At 30.0% G+C, this 21,476-nt stretch carries 22 protein-coding genes; 16 read left to right on the forward strand and 6 right to left on the reverse strand.

Annotation, left to right across the window (positions count from 1 at the left end):
• Genes ACTTA0_RS04040 through ACTTA0_RS04050 form a run of 3 tightly spaced genes read right to left on the reverse strand, consistent with a single transcriptional unit; the run spans position 1 to position 4,414 of the window.
• Positions 1-1,863, reverse strand: a complete 1,863-nt coding sequence (locus tag ACTTA0_RS04040; protein WP_440676182.1) for a dipeptide/oligopeptide/nickel ABC transporter permease/ATP-binding protein — start codon at positions 1,861-1,863, stop codon at positions 1-3.
• Complete coding sequence (locus ACTTA0_RS04045; protein ID WP_440614524.1) at positions 1,860-2,801, reverse strand: ABC transporter permease; 942 nt, start codon at positions 2,799-2,801, stop codon at positions 1,860-1,862. Before ACTTA0_RS04045 ends, ACTTA0_RS04040 begins: the two co-directional genes overlap by 4 nt.
• A gap of 56 nt (positions 2,802-2,857) precedes the next feature.
• Positions 2,858-4,414: an ABC transporter substrate-binding protein gene (locus tag ACTTA0_RS04050; RefSeq protein ID WP_440676183.1), complete on the reverse strand. Its 1,557-nt coding sequence runs from the start codon at positions 4,412-4,414 to the stop codon at positions 2,858-2,860.
• A gap of 142 nt (positions 4,415-4,556) precedes the next feature.
• Between ACTTA0_RS04050 and ACTTA0_RS04055 the strand changes: the two genes are divergently transcribed.
• The 7 genes from ACTTA0_RS04055 to ACTTA0_RS04085 all read left to right on the forward strand — a co-directional run bounded on the left by ACTTA0_RS04055 (position 4,557) and on the right by ACTTA0_RS04085 (position 10,357).
• Positions 4,557-5,192 carry a DUF1028 domain-containing protein gene (locus tag ACTTA0_RS04055; RefSeq protein WP_440676184.1) on the forward strand — a complete coding sequence of 212 codons (636 nt, stop codon included), beginning with the start codon at positions 4,557-4,559 and terminating at the stop codon, positions 5,190-5,192.
• A complete protein-coding gene (locus tag ACTTA0_RS04060) occupies positions 5,192-6,397 on the forward strand; it encodes a M20 family metallo-hydrolase (RefSeq protein WP_440676185.1) in 1,206 nt (401 codons plus the stop codon). Before ACTTA0_RS04055 ends, ACTTA0_RS04060 begins: the two co-directional genes overlap by 1 nt.
• Before the next feature lie 17 nt (positions 6,398-6,414).
• Positions 6,415-6,864 carry a YtoQ family protein gene (locus tag ACTTA0_RS04065; protein WP_440634015.1) on the forward strand — a complete coding sequence of 150 codons (450 nt, stop codon included), beginning with the start codon at positions 6,415-6,417 and terminating at the stop codon, positions 6,862-6,864.
• Positions 6,865-6,880: 16 nt separating this feature from the next.
• Positions 6,881-7,996: a dienelactone hydrolase family protein gene (locus ACTTA0_RS04070; RefSeq protein WP_440676186.1), complete on the forward strand. Its 1,116-nt coding sequence runs from the start codon at positions 6,881-6,883 to the stop codon at positions 7,994-7,996.
• Positions 7,997-8,086: 90 nt separating this feature from the next.
• Complete coding sequence (locus tag ACTTA0_RS04075) at positions 8,087-9,292, forward strand: hypothetical protein (protein ID WP_440676187.1); 1,206 nt, start codon at positions 8,087-8,089, stop codon at positions 9,290-9,292.
• Positions 9,292-9,870, forward strand: coding sequence for a hypothetical protein (locus ACTTA0_RS04080; RefSeq protein ID WP_440676188.1), 579 nt, complete (start codon positions 9,292-9,294; stop codon positions 9,868-9,870). The genes ACTTA0_RS04075 and ACTTA0_RS04080 overlap by 1 nt, the downstream gene beginning before the upstream one ends.
• A gap of 97 nt (positions 9,871-9,967) precedes the next feature.
• A complete protein-coding gene (locus ACTTA0_RS04085; protein WP_440676189.1) occupies positions 9,968-10,357 on the forward strand; it encodes a DUF2306 domain-containing protein in 390 nt (129 codons plus the stop codon).
• A gap of 23 nt (positions 10,358-10,380) precedes the next feature.
• Here ACTTA0_RS04085 and ACTTA0_RS04090 read toward each other — a convergent pair whose 3' ends face one another.
• On the reverse strand, positions 10,381-11,355 hold the full coding sequence (locus ACTTA0_RS04090; protein WP_440676190.1) for a dihydrodipicolinate synthase family protein: 975 nt from the start codon (positions 11,353-11,355) through the stop codon (positions 10,381-10,383).
• A 117-nt stretch (positions 11,356-11,472) separates the two neighbouring features.
• Here ACTTA0_RS04090 and ACTTA0_RS04095 point away from each other — a divergent pair, with 117 nt between their 5' ends.
• The 9 genes from ACTTA0_RS04095 (at position 11,473) to ACTTA0_RS04135 (ending at position 19,892) form a co-directional block, all read left to right on the forward strand.
• Positions 11,473-11,925 (forward strand): Lrp/AsnC family transcriptional regulator, encoded by a 453-nt coding sequence (locus ACTTA0_RS04095; RefSeq protein ID WP_428080313.1) that lies wholly within the window; start codon positions 11,473-11,475, stop codon positions 11,923-11,925.
• Between the two features lie 241 nt (positions 11,926-12,166).
• A complete protein-coding gene (locus ACTTA0_RS04100) occupies positions 12,167-12,724 on the forward strand; it encodes a hypothetical protein (RefSeq protein WP_440676191.1) in 558 nt (185 codons plus the stop codon).
• 25 nt (positions 12,725-12,749) lie between these two features.
• The gene (locus ACTTA0_RS04105; protein ID WP_440676192.1) at positions 12,750-13,349 is read left to right on the forward strand and encodes a LysE family translocator; all 600 of its coding nucleotides are present in this window, start codon (positions 12,750-12,752) and stop codon (positions 13,347-13,349) included.
• An 11-nt stretch (positions 13,350-13,360) separates the two neighbouring features.
• The gene (locus ACTTA0_RS04110; protein ID WP_440676193.1) at positions 13,361-13,780 is read left to right on the forward strand and encodes a hypothetical protein; all 420 of its coding nucleotides are present in this window, start codon (positions 13,361-13,363) and stop codon (positions 13,778-13,780) included.
• A 46-nt stretch (positions 13,781-13,826) separates the two neighbouring features.
• Positions 13,827-15,173 (forward strand): NAD(P)/FAD-dependent oxidoreductase, encoded by a 1,347-nt coding sequence (locus ACTTA0_RS04115; RefSeq protein ID WP_440676194.1) that lies wholly within the window; start codon positions 13,827-13,829, stop codon positions 15,171-15,173.
• A 203-nt stretch (positions 15,174-15,376) separates the two neighbouring features.
• Entirely contained in the window at positions 15,377-16,489 is a 1,113-nt protein-coding gene (gene rseP / locus ACTTA0_RS04120) for an RIP metalloprotease RseP (RefSeq protein WP_440676195.1), read from the forward strand.
• Positions 16,490-16,646: 157 nt separating this feature from the next.
• Positions 16,647-16,922, forward strand: a complete 276-nt coding sequence (locus ACTTA0_RS04125) for an HU family DNA-binding protein (protein WP_075506581.1) — start codon at positions 16,647-16,649, stop codon at positions 16,920-16,922.
• A gap of 148 nt (positions 16,923-17,070) precedes the next feature.
• The gene (locus ACTTA0_RS04130; protein ID WP_440676196.1) at positions 17,071-18,372 is read left to right on the forward strand and encodes an ammonium transporter; all 1,302 of its coding nucleotides are present in this window, start codon (positions 17,071-17,073) and stop codon (positions 18,370-18,372) included.
• Positions 18,373-18,599: 227 nt separating this feature from the next.
• Positions 18,600-19,892: an ammonium transporter gene (locus ACTTA0_RS04135; protein ID WP_034390405.1), complete on the forward strand. Its 1,293-nt coding sequence runs from the start codon at positions 18,600-18,602 to the stop codon at positions 19,890-19,892.
• 55 nt (positions 19,893-19,947) lie between these two features.
• Here ACTTA0_RS04135 and bcp read toward each other — a convergent pair whose 3' ends face one another.
• Both bcp and ACTTA0_RS04145 read right to left on the reverse strand, forming a co-directional pair.
• Complete coding sequence (gene bcp, locus ACTTA0_RS04140) at positions 19,948-20,418, reverse strand: thioredoxin-dependent thiol peroxidase (protein WP_440676197.1); 471 nt, start codon at positions 20,416-20,418, stop codon at positions 19,948-19,950.
• Complete coding sequence (locus tag ACTTA0_RS04145) at positions 20,415-21,428, reverse strand: rhamnosyl transferase (RefSeq protein ID WP_440676198.1); 1,014 nt, start codon at positions 21,426-21,428, stop codon at positions 20,415-20,417. Before ACTTA0_RS04145 ends, bcp begins: the two co-directional genes overlap by 4 nt.
• Positions 21,429-21,476: the final 48 nt, after the last annotated feature.

Raw genomic sequence — 21,476 nt, forward strand, 5'->3', positions numbered from 1 at the left:
TTATTCATGAGGATATAAACACCTAACCTCACTATCTCCTTTCTGAACTATTTTGATATCTTCATTTAAGCAGTTGTCTTTTTTAATTAAGCACCGACTAGCAAATAAACATCCAATTTCTTTCTTATGTGTAATTGATGGAGGACTACCTAATATCGTTGGAAGTTTTCTTTTACCAAATCCAATATGAGGAACACACTCCATTAACTGACTAGTGTATGGATGTCTTGGTTTACTCATTATTTTTTCTGTTTTACCTTCCTCAACAATTTGGCCTCCATACATTACAATTACACGATCGCAAATTTGCGAAACAACTCCAAAGTCATGTGAAATAAATAAAACGGATAATCCTCTCTCTTTTCTTAAAGTATCTAGTAATGATAATATTTGAGCTTGAACTGTAACATCTAATGCAGTTGTTGGTTCGTCCGCAATAATTAATTCTGGATCATTAGTTAATGCCATTGCAATAGAAACTCTTTGTCTCATTCCACCAGAAAGTTCATGAGGATATGAATTCCATACATTTTCAATATTAGGAATTTGAACTAACTTTAATAACTCCTTACCTTTCAATGTAGCTTCGTTACTTTTTTGATGATTGTGTTCAATAAATGCTTCTTCAAGCTGTTTTCCAATTTTAATCAGTGGGTGTAGGGTAGAAAGAGGGTCTTGAAAAATATATGAAATTTTATTTCCTCTTAACTCTCTAATTTGTTCATAATTCATTTTTAAAATATCATCACCCTGAAATTTTACTGATCCATCAACAATTACTCCTGGAGGAGAGGCAACAAGACAAGTAATTGATAAAGCTGTTACTGATTTTCCTGAACCACTTTCACCAATTAATCCTAAACATTCACCTTTTTTTATATCAAACGAAACATCCTTGGATGCTATGTGTAATTTGTTATCAAATTCAAAAGCTGTAGTTAAATTCTGTACTGATAAAAAAGAATTACTGTTATTTTCAATATTTCTATTTAATTTAATTTGAGTGACAGGCTGAGGTTTAACCAATTCTCCTTTGCTTAACCTTGGATCTAATGCATCTCTAATACCATCACCAAATAAATTAACTCCAATAACAATTAAGAAAATCATAGCCCCAGGTACGTATGATGTATGAGGATTTACAATTAGTGAACTTCGTCCTTCCCCAAGCATTGAACCTAAATCAGCTTGCGGAGGTTGTGAACCTAAACCTAAAAATGATAATCCAGCTGTCTCTAATATCATCCAGCCAACGGTCGTTGAAATTGTAACAACTATTACCGGAAGAATATTTGGAAAAATTTCATAAATAATAATTTTAAAATTACTCATTCCAGATAATCTTGCAGCATCAATGAATTCTTTGTTAGCAATCGTAACTGTGACACCTCTGATATTTCTTGCAAAAAAAGGAATGTTGACTAAAGCAACTGCAATCATAGCATTAAAAAGACCAGGGCCTAAAACTGCAACTATTGCAAGTGCTAGTAAAATATAAGGAAATGCCATCAAGACATCTATGATACGCATAATAACGTTGTCAGTTTTATTTCCATAAAACCCAGCAATAGTTCCAAGTATTGATCCAATGGTTGCTGAAATTAAAGCTGCTGATATTCCAACCAATAAACTTAATCTAGTTCCCCATAATAATCTTGATAACAAATCTCTACCTAAGTGATCTGTACCCAGTAAGTATCCTTCTGAAAAAGGTAAAAGAAATCTGTCGCTGGTTTTAATGACATCAGGATCTTTTAAAGGCAACAAAGGGCTTAAAAATGAAACTACAAAAATTATAATTAATAAAATTCCACCAAATAATGCAAGTTTGTTTCTTGAAATTAATTTTAAAAAATTAATCATTTAATCCTTGGATCTAAATATCTTTGTAATAAATCAACTGCGATATTGAATAATACATAACAAGCAGCAACAAACATGACACCACCTTGAACAAGTAAAATATCTCTTTTTAAAATTGCATCGACCAACATTCTTCCAACACCTGGCCATTGAAAAACAATTTCAATAAAAACAGATCCAGATAAAACAAATCCAGCCTGCAAACCTAAAATTGGAAGAATAGTGACAATTGCAATTCTTAAAACATGTTTGAAAAGTACATTTCCTTCTCTAACTCCTTTAGCTCTTGCTGTTCTAATGTAGTCTTGTCTAAGTATTTCTAAAACAGAGTTTCTTGTTATTCTTGCAACTACTCCAGTTGCAACTAATGCCAGTGCTATTGCAGGCATAATCAAATGATGAATTAGATCTAAAAAATCACCCCCACCATAAATTGCATACATTCCTGATACTGGGAGCCACTGAAGATTAACTGCAAATAATAAAATCATCATCATTCCTAAAAAAAATGATGGCAATGAAATTCCAGTTAAAACAGTAAAAGTGATTATCTTATCTGTAATAGTGTATTGTTTAAATGCAGAGATTGTTCCAATTAAAACACCAACAACAGAACATAAAATGAAAGCAGTTCCTGATAAAATTAATGTAGCATTAAATCTTTCTAAAATTTCATCCAATACCGGACGATTTAAAGCAAACGATCTTCCAAGATCACCTTGAACTAAATTGCCAAGCCAAATGAAGTATCTTTGAACTAATCCCTTATCTAATCCTAGCTGTTCATTTAGTAATTTTACATTCTCAGGTGTTGCATAAGAACCAAGTATTGCTGTTGCTGGATCCCCTGGAATTAGTGAAATAATAAAAAAAACTATAATTGTAATACCTAAAAGAACAGGGATTGCTGATAGTAATCTTTGAAGGAGATAATTCATAATAATACCCTAGGCTTTTTTAAGCCTAGGGCAACTATTATAATTCTTAACTTTTTTTAGTTTTTCTTAACGTCTTTTAATAAAAGTAAGAATGAAGGTTGAAGTGAAAAGTTACTCACTTTGTTGCTAGTAACTGCATTTTGTTTCCAGTTAGCAACAAATACCCATGGAGCATCTTCTTGAACAATTTCTTGCATCTCTTGATACAGTTTTGCTCTTTCTGCTTGGTCAGTAGATGATCTTGCTTTATTTAAAAGATCGTCAACTTTAGGGTTTGAGTAATATCCAGAGTTAAATCCTCCTTTGTCAGGCCAAGATTCTGTTCTTAGCGCTAAGAAAGGAAGTGTATCAGGATCGTTTGTCATCCATGCCATTTCTGCCATGTCTGCTTTTCCTTCTAAACCTGGGTTTACTTCACCTAGGAATGAGTTCCATTCAAAAGTTTTGATTTCAACATCAAAACCTACAGCTTTAAGATCTGCTTGTATTGCAGTTCCCATTGCAACAGGATCTAACATTCCAGAACCACCTTCAGTAACATAGAAAGTAAGTTTTGCACCTTCAACACCTGCTTCTTTAATTAAAGCTTTAGCTTTAGCAGGGTCATAAGGATATGGTTGTAAACTATTGTTATACGCCCAAGCAAATGCAGGAGGTGTTGGTCCAGCAGCTATCGCAGCTGTTCCTTCTAACACGTCATTTACAATTGCTTGTTTGTTAATTGCATAGTTAGCAGCTTGTCTTACTTTCTTATTAGCAAAAGGACCTTCTTTTGCATTTAAGATCAAGAACCAAACGTGAGGTCCTGCTTGTTCAACTACGCTAAATTTACTTCCACCAAATTTACTTAATGATGCAGGAGGAACTTCAACCATCATGTCAATTCCACCTGAAAGCATTTCAGCAACTCTAGTATTAGCATCAGTTATAGGTCTAAAAACAACTGCATCTGTTCCAGCTTTCCCATCCCAGTAACCAGAGTTTTTATCTACAACAACTCTTTCATTTGATTTCCATTCATTAAATTTGAATGCACCAGTACCAGAAGGATTTCTTCCAAAATCTTTTCCGTGTTTTTTAACACCTGCTGGCGAAACAATTAAACCTGTTGGATACGCTAAGTTAGATAAGAAAGGAGCGTAAGGCTCATTCAATGTAAACTTAACAGTATTAGTATTTACTACATCAACTGATTTGATTGCTGAAAAAAAGAAAGATAGCGGGAAAGGTCCTGTATTGTGATAAGGATGATCTTTGTTTAACATTCTATCAAAGTTAAACTTCACGGCATCAGCGTTAAAGTCTGATCCATCATGAAATTTAATTCCTGATCTTAAATTGAATGTATAAACTGTTCCGTCGCTACTAATGTCCCAACTTTTTGCTAAAGCTGGTTCAACTTCTAATTTTCCGTCTGTATATCTTACAAGTCCATCATAGATATTCATTACAATTCTAAAGTCATTTACAGCCGTAACTGTACTTGGATCTAAAGATTTTGGCTCAGCTATTTGACCTACCACCAATACTTTGGCGTTAGATGCAACTGTAAAACCAGTTATGAAAACTAATGATAAAAGACTAATAAAAAACGTTCTTAACTTTTTTAACATTTTATCTCCATCGTTATATTTATTATAAATAAAGCCTAACAATTGATAATTTTGAATTCAACCCGATCATTTGTTTATTTCAGTTTTTCCTGAGCAAAAAAAATAGTAAAATAAAACAATTTTGTAGTAGGGTACCCATTTTATGACATTTTCAATTTTAGCTAGAAATCCAAAAACGGGCGAAATAGGTGGAGCTGCTGCAACAGGAAATCTTTGTGTAGGAGGATGGGTTTTAAGAGGAGATATAAAAAAAGGTGTTACAGCATCACAAGGTTTTTATCCAAGCACTATTTGGGGTGAAAATATTTTAAATAATTTAGGTAAATATTCACCAACAACAGCAACTAATAAAGTTATCAAAAATGATAAGCAAAAGCATTACCGGCAAGTCTCTTGTTTAAACTTATCAGGCAAAGGTTTTTCATTTACAGGAAATAAAAATACAAAATACTTTAATCATATTGTTGTGCCAAATTTGGTTGTAAGTGGAAATATGCTGTCCAACGATAAAGTGATCAATAAAATTGTGGATAATTTTAAGTTTAAAAATGAACCATTAGCAAAGACATTGCTAGAAGCTCTTAAAATAGGCAAAAAGTTTGGAAGCGACAAAAGAGGATTGATGTCTGCTGCATTACTGGTCTTTAAAAAAAACAATCCAACACTAAATATAAGAGTGGATCATGATACAAATCCATTGGTAAAACTAGAAAAAATTCTAAAAATGACTAATAAAACTAAATATAAAGAGTGGTTAAAAAAACTTCCAACTAAATAATGATTATACAAAATTATATTGAAAAAATTGCAAAATGTTCAAAACCTGCAGAAGGGGTTACGAGGTTACCTTTTACAAAAGAACATAAATCTGCAAACAATCTTTTAAAACAATGGATGAGTGATGCTGGATTAAAAATTAGTTTAGATGCAGCTGGAACTTTAATTGGTAAATATTTCAGTCCTAAAAAAAATGTTAAAACATTATTGATTGGTTCACACCAAGATAGCGGTTATAATTCTGGAAGATATGATGGTATCATGGGAGTGATACTTCCAATTTTAGCTTTAAAAGAATTAAAGAAAAAAAAAATTATTTTACCTTACAATGTAGAAATTTTAGCTTTCGCAGATGAAGAAGGTGTTAGGTTTCCAACAGCATTAATGGGACCAAGATCATTAGCAGGAACATTTAATAAAAAAGATTTAAAACTTAAAGACAAAAATAATATTTCCATTGAACAAGCTTTAAAAAGTTTTGGATGTAATCCATCAAAGATTAATTCTTTAAAAAGAAACAAAAAAGATCTACTAGGTTTCTTTGAAGTTCATATTGAACAAGGACCAGTTCTAGAAAGTAAAAACTTAGCAGTTGGCATAGTGAATGGTATTTCTGGAATATCTAGATTTAAACTTGAAATCGAAGGTTATGCTTCTCATGCAGGAACTACTCCAATGCATCTTAGAAAAGATTCATTAGCTGCAACTGCAGAAGTTATTAATGCTGTTGAAAATTTGGCTAAAAAAAATAAAAACTTTTTAGCAACAATGGCATCGATTGAGAATAGACCAAATAGTGTAAATGCTATTCCTGCAAAATCTTTATCGTTTGTAGAATGTAGAAGTGTCGATGATAAAAAAAGAAAAAAAGTAGAAAAAGAGATTTCTAAAAAAATAGGGCTAATTTGTAAGAAAAGAGGTCTTAAATTTAATTTAAACAAAACTTACGATCAAAGTGCTGTTAGTTGTGATAAGAAAATTATGAGTACACTTAAAAAATCATTTCAGAATTTAAAATTAAATCCATTTGTATTGATGTCGGGAGCAACACACGATGCATCAGCAATGTCTGATTTATGTCCTATTTCAATGCTTTTTGTAAGAAGTCAAAAAGGTTTAAGTCATAATCCAAAAGAATTTACTATCGAAAAGGATATGCAAATAGCAGTCAAAGTTATTGAAAAATTTTTAATTAATTTTAATTGATTTAATAAGAGGTATTGATGTTGAAAGTATATTTAGCAGGAGAAATTCACACAAATTGGCGAGATGAAATTATTGATGAATGTAAAAAACAAAATTTAGATATTCAGTTTTCATCACCAGTTACTGATCATGCTTCTTCAGATGATTGTGGTGTTGAAATTTTAGGTCCTGAAGAGAAAAATTTTTGGAAAGATCGAAAAGGGGCTAATATCAATTCAATTAGAACTAAAAAATCGATTAAAGATTGTGATGTAATCATTGTTAAATTTGGTGAAAAATACAAACAATGGAATGCAGCCTTTGATGCGGGGTACGCAGCTGCTTTAAATAAATCAATAATTATTATTCATAATGAAGAGCATCAACATGCTTTAAAAGAGGTAGATGCTGCTGCAGCTGCTGTTGCTTCAGATCAAAAACAAGCAGTTCGTATCTTAAAATATGTTCTTCAAGGAACTCTTAAATAGTTATATAAATAACATTATGAGTATTATAAAAAAATTTATTGTAATTCTTTTTTTATTTATTTTTTCAAATACTGTTGTTAATGCTGAAACAATTAAACCAAAAAAAACACCATTAAAGAAATTATCTAAACAGTTGGGAAATGGTAAATTGGTTAAGATTAATTCTTATCAAACTTCTGACTATAAAGGTATAAAAGAGGGTTGGTATAAAGAAAGCCCAATAATAGTAGACGCTTTAATTTCTTATCCCGAAGGTGATGGACCATTTCCTCTTTTGTTAATCGTTCATAGCAGTGGTGGTGCTGATGAATTTACTGCAGATTGGTTAGAATTTATGAGAGATCAACAAAAGCCATTACTAGATATGGGTATAGCTACAATGTATTTAGATAATTTTTCTGCTAGAGGTGCAAAACACACTTACCGTGATCAATCAAAAGCTTCTTTATGGTCTACTTATATAGATGCGTTTATGGCATTAGAGTATCTAAGCAAGGATCCAAAAATAAATATTAAAAAAATAGGTATCTCTGGTTATTCAAGAGGTGGAAACCTTTCAATTATGGCAGCGGAAAAAAGATTAAGAGATATTTTAGTTGATAAAGATCTTTATTTTGCAGCATCTCAACCAAGATCTGCTGAATGTGGAATATCTGGAATGTTTAGAAATCCAACTCCAGTTAAAGAAACTAAAATTTGGTATGTACATGGTTTAGCTGAAGATTATACATTACCTGGTCCATGTGTGGAACTTATGGAAAAAATGCAAGCTAAAGGTGCTGATATTGAAATCGATTTAAGAGAAGGATGGTATCATTTATTTACAGGAAATTATGAGCCAGAATTTGCAAAAAGAACTCAATATTTTTGGAAGTGTCCTAATTTTTATACCGAAGATGATGGTAATATAAATAAAGAGTTCGTTGATTTAATTTTAAAAAATACAAAAATCAAAAGTTTGGATGAATATAATGAGTTATCACGTAAAAACCCAAGAAAAGCTTTTAAAACAATGTTCAAAGGTCTTGTAAAAGAAAAATGTATTGGAAAAGGTGTTACTGAAGGTGGTAACCACGGAAAAACTTTTATGCCAGAATATTTAGCTTTTTGGAAGGAAACTTTATTAAATTAATATTACAATCTTCAAAAATCTTACAAAACAAATTACAAATATATAAACAAAATAATAGGCACAAAATCAAAACAGAATATTTTATTAATAATGAAAAAAATTTTAGGTATCTTGTTATTGGGTTTTCTATTTAGTGGTAAAGCTAATGCTGGAATTAATGAACCAGGAATAAGTTTGTTGTCACCTCAATGCAAACTAAACTTTAAGATAGAACACGATAAAATTAAAAAATCGTTAAAAAAAAATCAAACAGCTGTTCTCTATGGTAGTTGTAATAATGGAAGATGGAGTTATGCTTCCGATAAAGGAAAGAATTTAAAAAGACTACATAAAAAAACATTTAAAGAATGTATGAAATATGCCGATGAATTCACTGGCACAGAATGTTTTTTATATGCTGTTAATGAAGAAGTTGTGTGGAAACACGATAAGGTTAAAGAGGCAGCAATATTAGAGGAAAGACAAGCGCAATTAAATAAAAGACCAGGGAATTTTTTTATTTACAATATTGATGACAGTTTGCCAAAAAAGTGGGTAGCAGAATTTGAAAACATAATGAATGTTTTACAAGATGTTATACCTATTCCAAATAATATGAACGAATATCTTAAAAATCCAGGAATGGATATTTATGCTTGGAAAAGCTCAAAAAAAAATCCATTTCCTAAAGTTAAGAATAACATGAAAGGAGCATGTATTTGCGGTAATGGTTCTGACAGATGGATGCAATTAGAAATAAATTCAAATGAATTTAAAAATAAAGAAATACACCGATATTCTGTAATTCCTCATGAATATTTTCATGTTTACCAAATTGCACTTTCTAAAAATAAACTATCAGATAGAGATTCTCCAAAATGGCTAACTGAGGGACAAGCAAAAGTTTTTGAAGAAATGTATGTAAAACAATATTATGAAAAAGACAATTTAAAGAATGATCTTAGTAGAACTAAAAAATGGAGTAAAAAAGTTTTTAAAGAACCAGAGCTTTACGAAAAACATAAAACATCAAATAAAAAAGGAATGGATGGCAATTACGCAGGTTCTGCCTTTATGGTGCTAGCATTAATAAACGAACTTGAGCAAAATAATATTTCTGAACGAAAAGCTTTTCAATTAGTTTTTAGAGATTTTTGGATTGAGAGAGCAAACAATAGAAAATGGGAAAAAGCATTTGAGCAAACATTTAAAATAAGTGCTGAAGAATTTTATGAAAGATTAAGTAAGTATAAAAGAAAAGACTATAAAACAATACTACCAAGCGATACTATAAAAATACAAGAAATTTTTAGTTAATGAAAAAATTTTTAGTAATTCTAGTTATTTTTTTATACCCTTACTTATCACAAGCAAACGAGAGATTTATCCCTTTGGAATTATTTACCGGTGGAGACATAAGAGATGATAAAGAGATTAAATTTACTAATGCTAATTTAGTATTTGGTGAAAAGAAAAGAAAAAAAATTGTAGGACCTGAGGAGTGGAAAAACCCACAAACTGGAGAAACTATAAAAGTCTATAAAAGAACAAGAAAAGGTCAAAGTGGATTAAAAACACAGTTATTTACAGTTACTAATGATGGACAGTGCATAGGAAGAGTTTGGGATAGTAGAAGAGGAGGAAGAGTAATAAAAAATGGATGTAAATTTCCTCTAGGAGTTTGGAAAGAAGGCGAGACTAGATTGTTTGAAGGTTCTTCTGGCGGTAAACCACGAAAAATAGAATTAACAATTTTAAAATTAGGAAAAAAGCAGAAAGACAAAGTAAAATTTAATTGGAAACTTTATGATGGAAGTGGAAAATTAATGGATGACAATGATTATACTTTCTCTCCTGGAAAAGCTATGACCAAACTGAATGATAAAAAGCTATAATTTAAATCATTTTACTCAATTGTATAACTTAAATGATGATGAGTTTAACAAACAACAAGAACAAGGTGTTTCAAAAAGGTTAGGAAATTAAGAAGACATGACTTTGTTGTTCGATCAAACACATCCCATACCACTTCACGCTATTATGGCAATGATTGCTATAATTTTAGGTGGTATTCAACTTTCTATGAAAAAAGGTGGAGCAATTCATAAATTGTTAGGTCGTATTTGGGTAGGCTTAATGCTGATTGTAGCGATAACCTCTTTTTTCATACACGAAACAAAAATGTGGGGAGATTATAGTCCTATACATTTATTGAGTTTGTGGACAATTTTCTCTCTTGGTCTTGGAATTTACTTTGTAAGAGTTGGTAATATTAAACGTCACAAACAAGTAATGATCGCAACTTATTTTTTTGCTTTAATTCTTACAGGCTTTTTTACGCTTTATCCAGGACGTATCATGCATCAAATTTTGATAGGCTGAAAATACTAAAATTAAGATCTAATTTATACGTTTAAAGATTTTGTTAAATTGTATTTAGCTAATAATAAAAACATATCATTTAGAAACTCACCAGGTATATTTCTATCAAAACAAGTTTTGCAGCTAAGATTATCTTTATTAATCAAGACATGAGCAAAAGCTTTATTTACATTAGAAAAAGGGTTTCCAAAATCTAGTTTTTGACCTTCTGAGAATGAAATTCTAATTATATCACTTAGCTCTTGAGACATCTTTTCTGCATCTCTAAAATTACCCTGTTCAACATTATTACAAATTTCTCTTAAAATTTTCCCAAAACAATTTGCTGAGCTTAATAAAAATCCATCATATTTTCCGTGTGGTTGTAAATGATCAAAATAATTTTCCTCTGCTCCTCTTAAAAATATTAAATCATTAAAATTAATTCCAGAATTAACAACATCATCCTCACCACTAGTGTCCTTAAATAATTGAATTCTATCTTGAAAATTGTCTTTTAAAATTTTTAATGTTTCAGGTTCAATATTGCATTTTACTACTTGAGGCAGTTGATAGATAGAAATTGGTAAATATGTATTTTCAATAATACGTTTAAAATGTGAAATAATTTCTTCTTGCTTGATGTTTTCGTCAACGGGAGCACATAAAGTTAATCCAAAAAATCCTGCAGAGGTTCCATTTTTAATTATATATCTTTCAATTATATCTGTCCGTTTTAGAACATCTTCTGTTGTTTTTCCAAATGCTCCAAATAATATTTTGATATCTTTTTTAATTAAAGAATTATCATTTAATATATCTAACCAATTGATTATTAATTCATCAGTTAAATCCCACCCATCCCCTGTAGTCCCGCATACCAAGAATTGTTTTACATATGGGTCTAACCAATTGATATGTTTTTGAATAAGCTTTTCATCTAGCTCTAAATTTTTTGTGTTTTGATAATGAGAAATAATTGGGACCCAAAGTGGATCAAATGATTTAGATTTATTCATGTAGTAATTAATTACATGAAATAAAAAATAAATTTTCTCTATTATTACTAATTTATAGTTGAATATTAGTAAATTTTATAAGATATTTAATAAATATTAATAAAATTTATTAAAAATATGGATGAAGTTGATAAAAAGATTGTAAAAATACTTAAAAATAACAGCAAAACCACCCTTCAAAATATAAGTGAGAAAATAAATTTAAGTATTGCTCCTACTGCAAGAAGAATAAATCAATTAGAAGAAAACAATATAATTAAAAATTATTCAGTAAATATTGATGAAACCTCACTTGGTTACAAATTTCCTGCATTTATATTTATTAGCTTAGAAAAACAGCAATCAAAAAATTTTGATAAATTTGAGAAAAAAATTTTAAATTTTCCTGAAGTTGTTGAGTGTTGGTTAATGACTGGAGCTAAAGATTATTTAATACGAATTGCAGTTAAAGACGTTGAGGAATTTGAAGATTTTTTAACTAAAAAACTAACTGTAATAGAGGGTGTTTCTTCTGTTGAAACCTCTATACCTTTGAGAAGAGTAAAGTCGGAATACTCCCGTGTGGAATAAATTTTTCAGATATCAAATTTTTCTAATAAGAAATTGATTAATAAATTGTAAATGAATGCAAAACTGAAAATATAAAAAAGAAAAATTGCTGCTTTAGAATTAAATATGTATCCAGTGGAAGTTAAAAGAACCAAGAAAAAGCTTATCGATAAAGCAAGTTTAGATAGCGCTTTTTTCTTAAAATGAGATTTAATTTCTTTTTCCTTCATATATCCTATTAACTAAAATACTTAATATACCAATGAATTTTAAAAAATATATATGGAAATGTAGGTTGTTAGTTTTGAATACTCCAAACTACACTAATCAAGAGTATAAAAATTCAAAAGATATTTACCAAAAACATATTAAAGAATTTCACAAACGATTTATTAAATTAGTTACAAAATTAGATAAAGCTAAAAACTTTAGTGCGAGTTTAATTGGCTTTGATGGAACTGAAAAAGCTAAGCTAGATACAATAAATCTTAAAAAGATATTTACCTTAGTTGATAAAATGCCAATGAATAAGATGATTAAAGACAAAAGTTTTAAACCTTTAAATCTTTCATTATTTTCTGATTATAAACCTGAGACAACTTTACATGGTTTAGGTTTTAAGAATAAAGAAAAGGCTCTTTATACAGTTAAAGCTATCAAAAAAAGATCAATCAAGTATCAAGTAAATGTTATTGCAACTATGCTTGGAAGAGCAAAAAATCATCCTAACAAAACAAAAGATATGGATGATGCAATTTTGATCTTTGAAAAGTGGATGACAATGTATAAAAAAAATAAAAAGGCCCAAATTAAAGAATAGTATAAATTTAATCACTTATTAAAATATGACTCTAATTGAAATAGTAGCTTTAATAATTTTTTTATTTCCTCTGGCTTTTAGCCCAGGACCTGGAAACATGTTCTTTGCAGCTAATGGAGCTAGATTTGGTTTTGTTAAAACTTTATCAGCAAATTTTGGTTATCATCTTGCAACGATTATAGTTACTTTTCTTATAGGTTTTGGTTTTAATATATTTTTTTCATTTATTAATGATCAATATCAATACATTCAGATAATTGGATCATTATATGTAATCTATCTTGCCTATAAATTCTTCAAGGCAAGCACATATGAAAACAACAATCAAAATTTAAAATGTACTTTTGTTGATGGAGTTATACTTTTAGTATTTAACCCAAAAGCTTATGTGATAATTTCTTTAATGTTCACAATCTTTTTAGATGGTTCTCAAAGTTTAATCAGAATAATTTTAATCAGTACAATTTTTACAGTTAATAACTGCGTGTCTTTTACTCTGTGGACATTATGTGGTGACTTACTTGGTGCAAAATTTAGAAATGAAAAATATTCAAAAATATTAAACAAATTCTTCTCATTGTCTTTATTTTTGGTTGGTATATGGATGCTTTCAATTAAAATTTAGAAAATAAAAAAATGAAAAAACTTATATCTGCGATAATTCTTAGCATCTTAAGCACAAGTGCTAATGCTGATGATCAACAAACTTTTGTGTTTAATAACTTACAAGGAGATTTCACAACTTGTTATAGTTATTATTTATTGTCTGAAGAAGGCTTTAAAAAAAGTGGAAGTGCCAATGATGAAACTATAGCAGGACTTAATAAATCAGCAGATTTATCATTAGAATCTGTTTTTATGATTGGTCAGCAATTAGGTATGAACACAGATACAATGAGAAATAGAGTTAAAATTTCCTTTGAAAGTATGAAAAGTGAGATGGGCGAGGATTTTAAAAACTTTTCAAAAGTTTTAGATAAATACGGAATATTCTGTAAGGACTTAATAGAAAAAACAGACGACAGAGTTGTATTCTGGGAAGATAAATTTAAGTAAATTATTATTTAGATAATTAAGGGTTATGTTAACCTAGCATTAACTAATGAGTAATATTTATCATTCAGATATTTATCAGTTCAATAAACCTGTTCCTAGTTACTGGGAAGCAACCTCAAGTGAGAATTTAAATTTAGAAAAACTTCAAAAAGATATTAGTTCAGAAATAGTGGTTATAGGCGGAGGTTATACTGGATTACTTTGTGCAATTAACTTAATTGAAAATTATAATTTAGATGTAGTTTTGGTTGAGGCTGGAAAAGTAGGTTGGGGTGCTTCTTCTCGTAATGCAGGATTTTGCTGTCTTCCTCCAAGCAAAATGTCCCTTAAAAAAATGCAATCTGTTTATGGAACAGAGGAGACTAAGAAATTTTTTAAAAATTCAGTTGAAGGAGCTAATTATACTAAAGAATTAATTGATAATTATAATATTGATTGTGATGTAACAGGTGAAAATAATTTTGTTGTAGCTCATCACAGAAATAAATTTGATCAAATTAAAGAACAAGCTGAAGTTTATAAATCTGAGTTTGGAATAGAGACTAAAGTATATTCAAAAGAGGAATTTGATGAAGTAGGTCATGGTGGAACTGAGCAATTTGGTGCATTTTCATATAAACCTGGATTTGCAATCAATCCTTTAAAATTTGTAAACGGCCTTGCAAAACATGCTTTATCAAAAAAGTTAAAAATTTACGAACACACAAAAGTAGATAAAATTGAAAAAGAAAATGGCTCTTATCTTTTAATAACAAGTGAAGGATCAATAAAAACAAAAAAAATAGTTGTTGCAACTAATGGATTTTATCAAGAAGGTTTAATTCCTGAAATGGATGGAAGGGTATTGCCAGTTATTTCAAATATCATTGTAACACGACCACTTACAAATGAAGAGCTTAGTTTACATAACTTTAAAACTTATGCGCCAATAGCTAATTCTAAAAACCTTTTATATTATTATAGAAAGTTACCTGATAATCGAATTTTGTTTGGGACAAGAGGAGATTTTGAAGGCAGTGATCAATCTAATCAAAATAGAGCAAATGACATGGAACATTTTTTAAAAAATATTTTTTCTAAATGGAGCAATGTTACAATTGATTATAATTGGAGAGGTTTGATTGCTTTATCTCAAAAGCTTACTCCTTCAATTGGTAAAATAGATAATGAAGAAATTTATTATGGATTTGGTTACAGTGGAGTAGGAGTTAGTGCTGCTCCTTGGACTGGAAAACAATTATCTAAGTTAGTTTTTTCATCAAATAGTAAAGAACTTGATATTTCAACAATTTATAAAGGTTTACCTAAGAAATTTATTTTTCCAAAATTAAGAGTATTTTATTTTAAATTAGCAGTGTGGTTTTATAGAATTAAGGATAAGTTAAATATTTAATGATTGAATTTATAGATATATTTTTTAATCAATACTTAAGGATATTTGTTGGAATTGTCCTTGTAGGTCTTATTTTGTTTTCTTTGTATTATAATTTTAAAAATAAAAAATAGTATTTTTTTAAAACTCACGACAAAAAGCGTCAGTATTGCTAATTAATGTTAGGTTGTTAATGATTATATATTCATCTAAAATATAAATATATGCTTAGTTACATAATTCCATTTTTAATTCTTATTTTAGTAGTTGTATTTATTCATGAATATGGACACTATTATTTTGCTAGAAGATATGGTGTAGGGGTTACTGATTTTTCTATTGGGTTTGGTAAAGAATTATTTGGTTGGAATGATAAACATGGAACTAGATGGAAAGTATGTGCAATACCATTAGGTGGATATGTTAAGTTTTTTGGAGATCGTAATGTTTATTCACAAGCTGATCATGAAGAAATTTTAGAAAAATATAATGAAGAAGAGAGAGATAAATTATTTATTTTAAAACCTTTGTATCAGAGAGTTTTAATTGTGTTTGGTGGTCCTTTAGCAAACTTTCTATTAGCTTTAGCAATCTTCTTTTGTATTTATACTTTTGTTGGAAAAGATTTTACTCCAGCAGTTATCAGTGAAGTTCAAAAAGATAGCCCTGCAATGGTTGGAGGCTTAAAAAACCAAGATATTATTTTAGAAATTGATGGCAATGAAGTTAAAAGCATTATGGAAGTCTCAAAATATATTACAATGTCCACAAGTGACTTTATAGATTTCAAAGTTAAGCGTTCATACGAAGAATTAATTTTAAAAGTAAAACCAAACATTGTTGAAGGAGAAGATGGTTTAGGAAACAAAATAAATAAAAGAATGGTTGGTATAAAACTAAGTGCTTACAATGATAAAATTAATCATGTGAAATTAGGACCAGCACAAGCATTGTATCATGCGGCAAATGAAGTTTATTTTGTGAGTGTTTCTTCATTAAAATACATAGGTGGAATGATCATGGGAAAGGCGGATACTTCTCAATTAGGTGGCCCCATAAGGATTGCAAAGATATCAGGGCAAGTTGCAACCTTTGGAGTGTTAGCTTTTATTAGTATGATGGCTTATATTTCAATAAGTTTAGGCTTAATTAACTTGTTTCCGATACCAATGTTAGATGGTGGACACTTAATGTTTTATGCATTTGAAAAAGTTTTAGGGAGGCCTTTGTCCCAAAAAACACAAGAAGGTTTTTTTCGAATCGGATTGTTTTTGTTGCTATCATTGATGTTTTTCACCACATTTAATGACCTTAAAGACCTAGGTTTATTTAGATAATTTAAATTTCTAAATTGTTAAAAAGATCAATAAAATCAATGTTTATTTAATTTTTAACAAGATATTGTGTGTCTAATTAATAAAGACACTAAAAAAAAGCTTGATTTATCAACGTTTATGACAAGTATCAATATTAACCAACAAAACCGGAGCTAAAATGAACAAAAAACAACTAGTAGCAAAGCTTTCTGGCTCATTAAACTTGAGCAAAGCAGACGCTGAGCGAACTTTTGATACAATTACCAACACTATTTTAGATGCACTAAAAGGTGATGATTCAGTAAAAATCGCTGGATTTGGTACGTACAAAGTAGCTAAAAGAAAAGCTAGAGTTGGAAGAAACCCAAGAACTGGTGAGCAGATTCAAATCGCTGCTTCTCAGAAAGTAAAATTCTTACCTGCAAAAGCTTTAAAAGAAGTATTTAATAGATAATATTTTTTTTTTAACAGCCCTAACGTAATGTCAAAACACGTTTAGGGCTGTTACTATATGCAAAAACTGCATACCCAATTTTCCTAATCAGCGTTAGTTTTTAAATTTTTTAAATTTATAAACCACCACTTTAACAAGTGGAGGTCTTATGACTAAAATAATAAAGAGAATATCTGCACCAATACTAAGCTTGGTATTTTTACTAAACATGAGTAGTGCAGGTATGGCAGAGACAACTGTTTCTGCTGAAGTGGGGTTTATATTTAACACTCTACTATTTTTAATTTGTGGTTTCCTTGTCATGTTCATGGCAGCAGGTTTTGCAATGTTAGAATCTGGAATGGTAACTTCAAGAAGTGTTTCAGTAATTTGTGCAAAGAATATTGGTTTGTATGCAATTGCTGGAATTATGTTTTGGCTAGTTGGTTACAACTTAGCTTATGGTATTCCAGAAGGCGGATACATTGGATCATTTACACCATGGTCAGATGCAAGTGCAATTGACACTGGTTATTCAGATGGTTCAGACTGGTTCTTCCAAATGGTATTCTGTGCAACAACAGTTTCAATTTGCTCAGGTGCTATGGCTGAAAGAATCAAGTTATGGCCATTCTTCTTATTTGCAGCTTTATTAGCTGGAGTTATTTATCCAATCGTAATGGGTTGGCAGTGGGGTGGAGGCTGGTTAGCAGAACTAGGCTTCTCTGATTTCGCTGGTTCAACTTTAGTACACTCAACTGGTGGTGCAGCTGCTTTAGCTGGTATCATGTTGTTAGGTGCTAGAAGTGGAAGATTTGACAGTAAAGGTCAACCAAAAGCGTTACAGCCTTTTGCTGCATCTTCAATCCCATTAGTAACAATAGGTGTATTCATCCTATGGTTAGGTTGGTTTGGATTTAACGGTGGTTCACAATTAGCATTAGGTACTTTTGATGATGCAGTTGCGATCTCATCAATCTTTATCAATACAAATCTTGCAGCTTGTGGTGGAGTAATGGCCGCTGGTATCATTACAAGATTAATGTACGGTAAAACAGATGTAATTCAAATGTTAAACGGAGCAATTGGTGGTCTAGTAGCAATCACTGCAGAACCATTAGCACCATCTCCATTTGCAGCAATTTTAATTGGAGCTGTTGGTGGATTAATCGTAGTGTTTGGAACTAAATTATTATTTAGCTTTAAACTTGATGATGTTGTAGGTGCAATCCCAGCTCACTTATTTGCTGGAATTTGGGGAACATTAGCAGTGCCATTAACAAACGCTGATGCATCGTTCAGTGCACAATTAATTGGTGTACTTTCAATTAACATTTTTGTGTTTGCTGTGTCTTACATCGTATGGTCAATAATGAAAGGTACGTTTGGAATCAGATTAAGTAAAGAAGCTGAAACTAAAGGTACAGACGTTACTGAAACAGGTGTAATTGCTTACGCAATACGTGACTAATTGCATGCAATATAGAGGCTCTTCGATCTCCATGTCGTTATCTCATTGAAGAGCCTCTAAACAAAGAATTAACTTATATCTCTCTCTAGTTAGTTAATAACCAAAGGCCCCAGAAATGGGGCCTTTTTTTTACACATATGCTTATTTCTCATAACTCTTTTGACCTATCAGCAGTACTTAAAATTTTAATGTTTATTAAAACGACAAGATTAAAAAAAGGAGAGATAATGATTAATCATTTAAAAAAAATATCATTAAGCTTATTAATATTTTTAAGCTTTACTAATTTAGCTTCAGCAGAAACAACAATGTCGGCTGAAGGACAATATATTTTCAATTCATTAGGATTTTATCTTGGTGGTGTTTTAGTTGCATTCATGGCAGCAGGTTTTTGTATGCTTGAGAGTGGATTAGTTACAACTAAAAGTGTTTCCACAATTGCAGCAAAGAATATTGGTAAGTTTGCAATTTGTTCGTTAATATTTTTTTTCTGTGGTTACAATTTAGCTTATGGAATTCCTGAAGGAGGATTTATTGGATCATTCTCAATGTGGAGTGATGCTTCAGAACTTTCAACAGGTTATTCAGATTATTCTGATTGGTTTTTTCAAACAATGTTTGTTTGTGCAACTGCATCAATTGTATCTGGTGCTGTAGCAGAAAGAATTAAAATTTGGCCATTTTTTATTTTTGCAGCGATCATGGCTGGTATCATTTATCCTATTTCAATGGGATGGCAGTGGGGTGGAGGTTGGTTAGCAACTTCAGGTTTTTCTGATTTTGCTGGTTCAACTTTAGTTCATGCTTGTGGTGGCGCAGCTGCTCTAGCAGGTGTAATATTATTGGGTGCAAGAGAAGGAAGATTTAATAAAAAAGGTGAAACAAAATCTTTAGTACCTTTTGCGGCATCTTCAATACCACTTGTCACATTAGGAACTTTCCTATTATGGTTTGGTTGGTTTGGATTTAATGGTTTCAGTCAACTTGCAATGGGAACCTTTGATGATGTAAATGCAATTAGTAAAATTGCGGTTAACACTCACTTAGCGGGAGCTGCTGGTACTGTTACTGCTGCAGTCGTTACAAGATTATTAGGTGGTAAAACTGATATCGTAATGATGTTAAATGGAGCATTAGCAGGTTTGGTTGCAATTACAGCAGAACCTTTAACTCCAAGTCCAGTACTTGCAATTGCTATTGGAGCCGTTGGATCAATCATCATGTACTTTGGTACAAAGTTTTTAGAAAGCAAAAAAATTGATGATGTTGTTGGTGCAATTCCTGTCCATTTATTTGCTGGTATCTTTGGAACTTTAGTTGTGCCTTTAAGTAATCCAGATACAAACTTTGGAACTCAGTTAACAGGTGTAATAGCAGTATGTGCATTTAGTTTCATACTTTCTTACATCACATTTAAAGCTCTAAAAGAAACAATTGGTCTTAGAATTAGTTCTCAAGCTGAAAAACTTGGAACTGATGTTGCTGAAGTTGGTGTTAAAGCTTACGCAATAAGAGACTAAAATATCTCTCAATATATAACAATTAAAGGCTCCTTAGAAATAAGGAGCCTTTTTTTTATTTTGAAATATCTTTTAATGTTTCTAGGACTTCTTTGGCGTGATCTTTTACTTTAACGTTCTCCCAGATTTTTAGGATTTTACCTTTTTTATCAATTAAAAAAGTTGTTCTATTTATTCCCATAAATTCACGTCCCATAAATTTTTTCTTACCCCAGACTTTGTATTTTTTTAATACTTTAATTTCTTCATCTGCAAGTAAATCAAATTTGATTTTGTATTTATCTCTGAATTTATCGTGACTTTTTAAACTATCTTTTGATATTCCATATACTTCACAATCTAGCTTTTTAAATTTAGCTAATAATTTATTAAAATCATTAGTTTCAATTGTGCATCCAGGCGTGTCATCTTTTGGATAAAAATACAGAGCCACATATTTACCAAGTGAGTCTTTTAAAGAATATTTATCTTTCGAAGTTGATGGTATTACAAATGCTGGAGCTTTTGAGTTAATTTTTAATGTCATATTTTATTTTTATCCCACATTCTAATCCAATCTTTTACTGGTGACAAACCATATATTGAATTTGTATTTGTAACATGAAGACCTAGGGAAGGCATTGGTGTAAAACATTTTATTTTTTCATACAAATGATGAAGAGGTTTTTCATAGGGATCATAATTGTTTAAAAACATATCTTCATAATAATTCCAATATTTTTTTAATGTTTTTTTAGAGATTAAATAAGTGCACAAAGATTGATTAACTTGTCTCCAATGTTTTTTAAAACCAATCAAATTTAGTGTATAATCAATATTAATATAAAGGTAAGGATAATCAACAGGACACATTATTATCTCTTCATTTAATTGAGTTGATATTTTTTCATAACTATAAATCATTTCTGTTAGTGCATCATGATCATGAATATAGTCATCTTCCACAAAGTACAATAAGTCATAGTCAGAATTAATTGCAACATTTTTAGACTCAAAAATGTGTGAATTATGAGCAAGCATTCTTGGATTATTTTTAAATTTCATTTTATGAAAATATTTTTCTTTATTTAAATTTGTAACCTCAAAATCAATTTTATTGTTAGAACAAATTTGGTTTATTTGTTTTTTTACTTCTGAGGTAGAATTATCATCAATAATTTTTAGAAAAATTTTAAAATTAATAAATTCATTTTTAAGATTTATGATATTTTTGCAGATTGAGTTTAAAGATCTAAATGTGTACTCTTTTTTTTCCTTTTCAAATAGTCTTTTTTTATTTTGACTTAGAAGCTTATCCTCATTAGTAAAAGACCTAAAAATTATTAATAAACTATTAACTTTTCTTTTAATCTTCACTTCACCCAGTGGTAGAGATATGCTTTTTTTATTTAAGATATTTAAATTATCATTAATTTGTTTATCATTTGTTGGAAGAATTAGCTTGTTTTGATCAATTAGCTCATATCCTAATTTTCTGTTTAATTTTATAAGTAATTTTTTGAAGAAATTTAATTTTTTTAAGTTTATTTTTTTCATATAACAAAAAGTATTTTTTTTCTTGTTTACATGATAATTATAACAATT

It is taken from the genome of Candidatus Pelagibacter sp. HIMB1593, from assembly GCF_052047755.1.
Taxonomy (GTDB): Bacteria; Pseudomonadota; Alphaproteobacteria; order Pelagibacterales; family Pelagibacteraceae; genus Pelagibacter.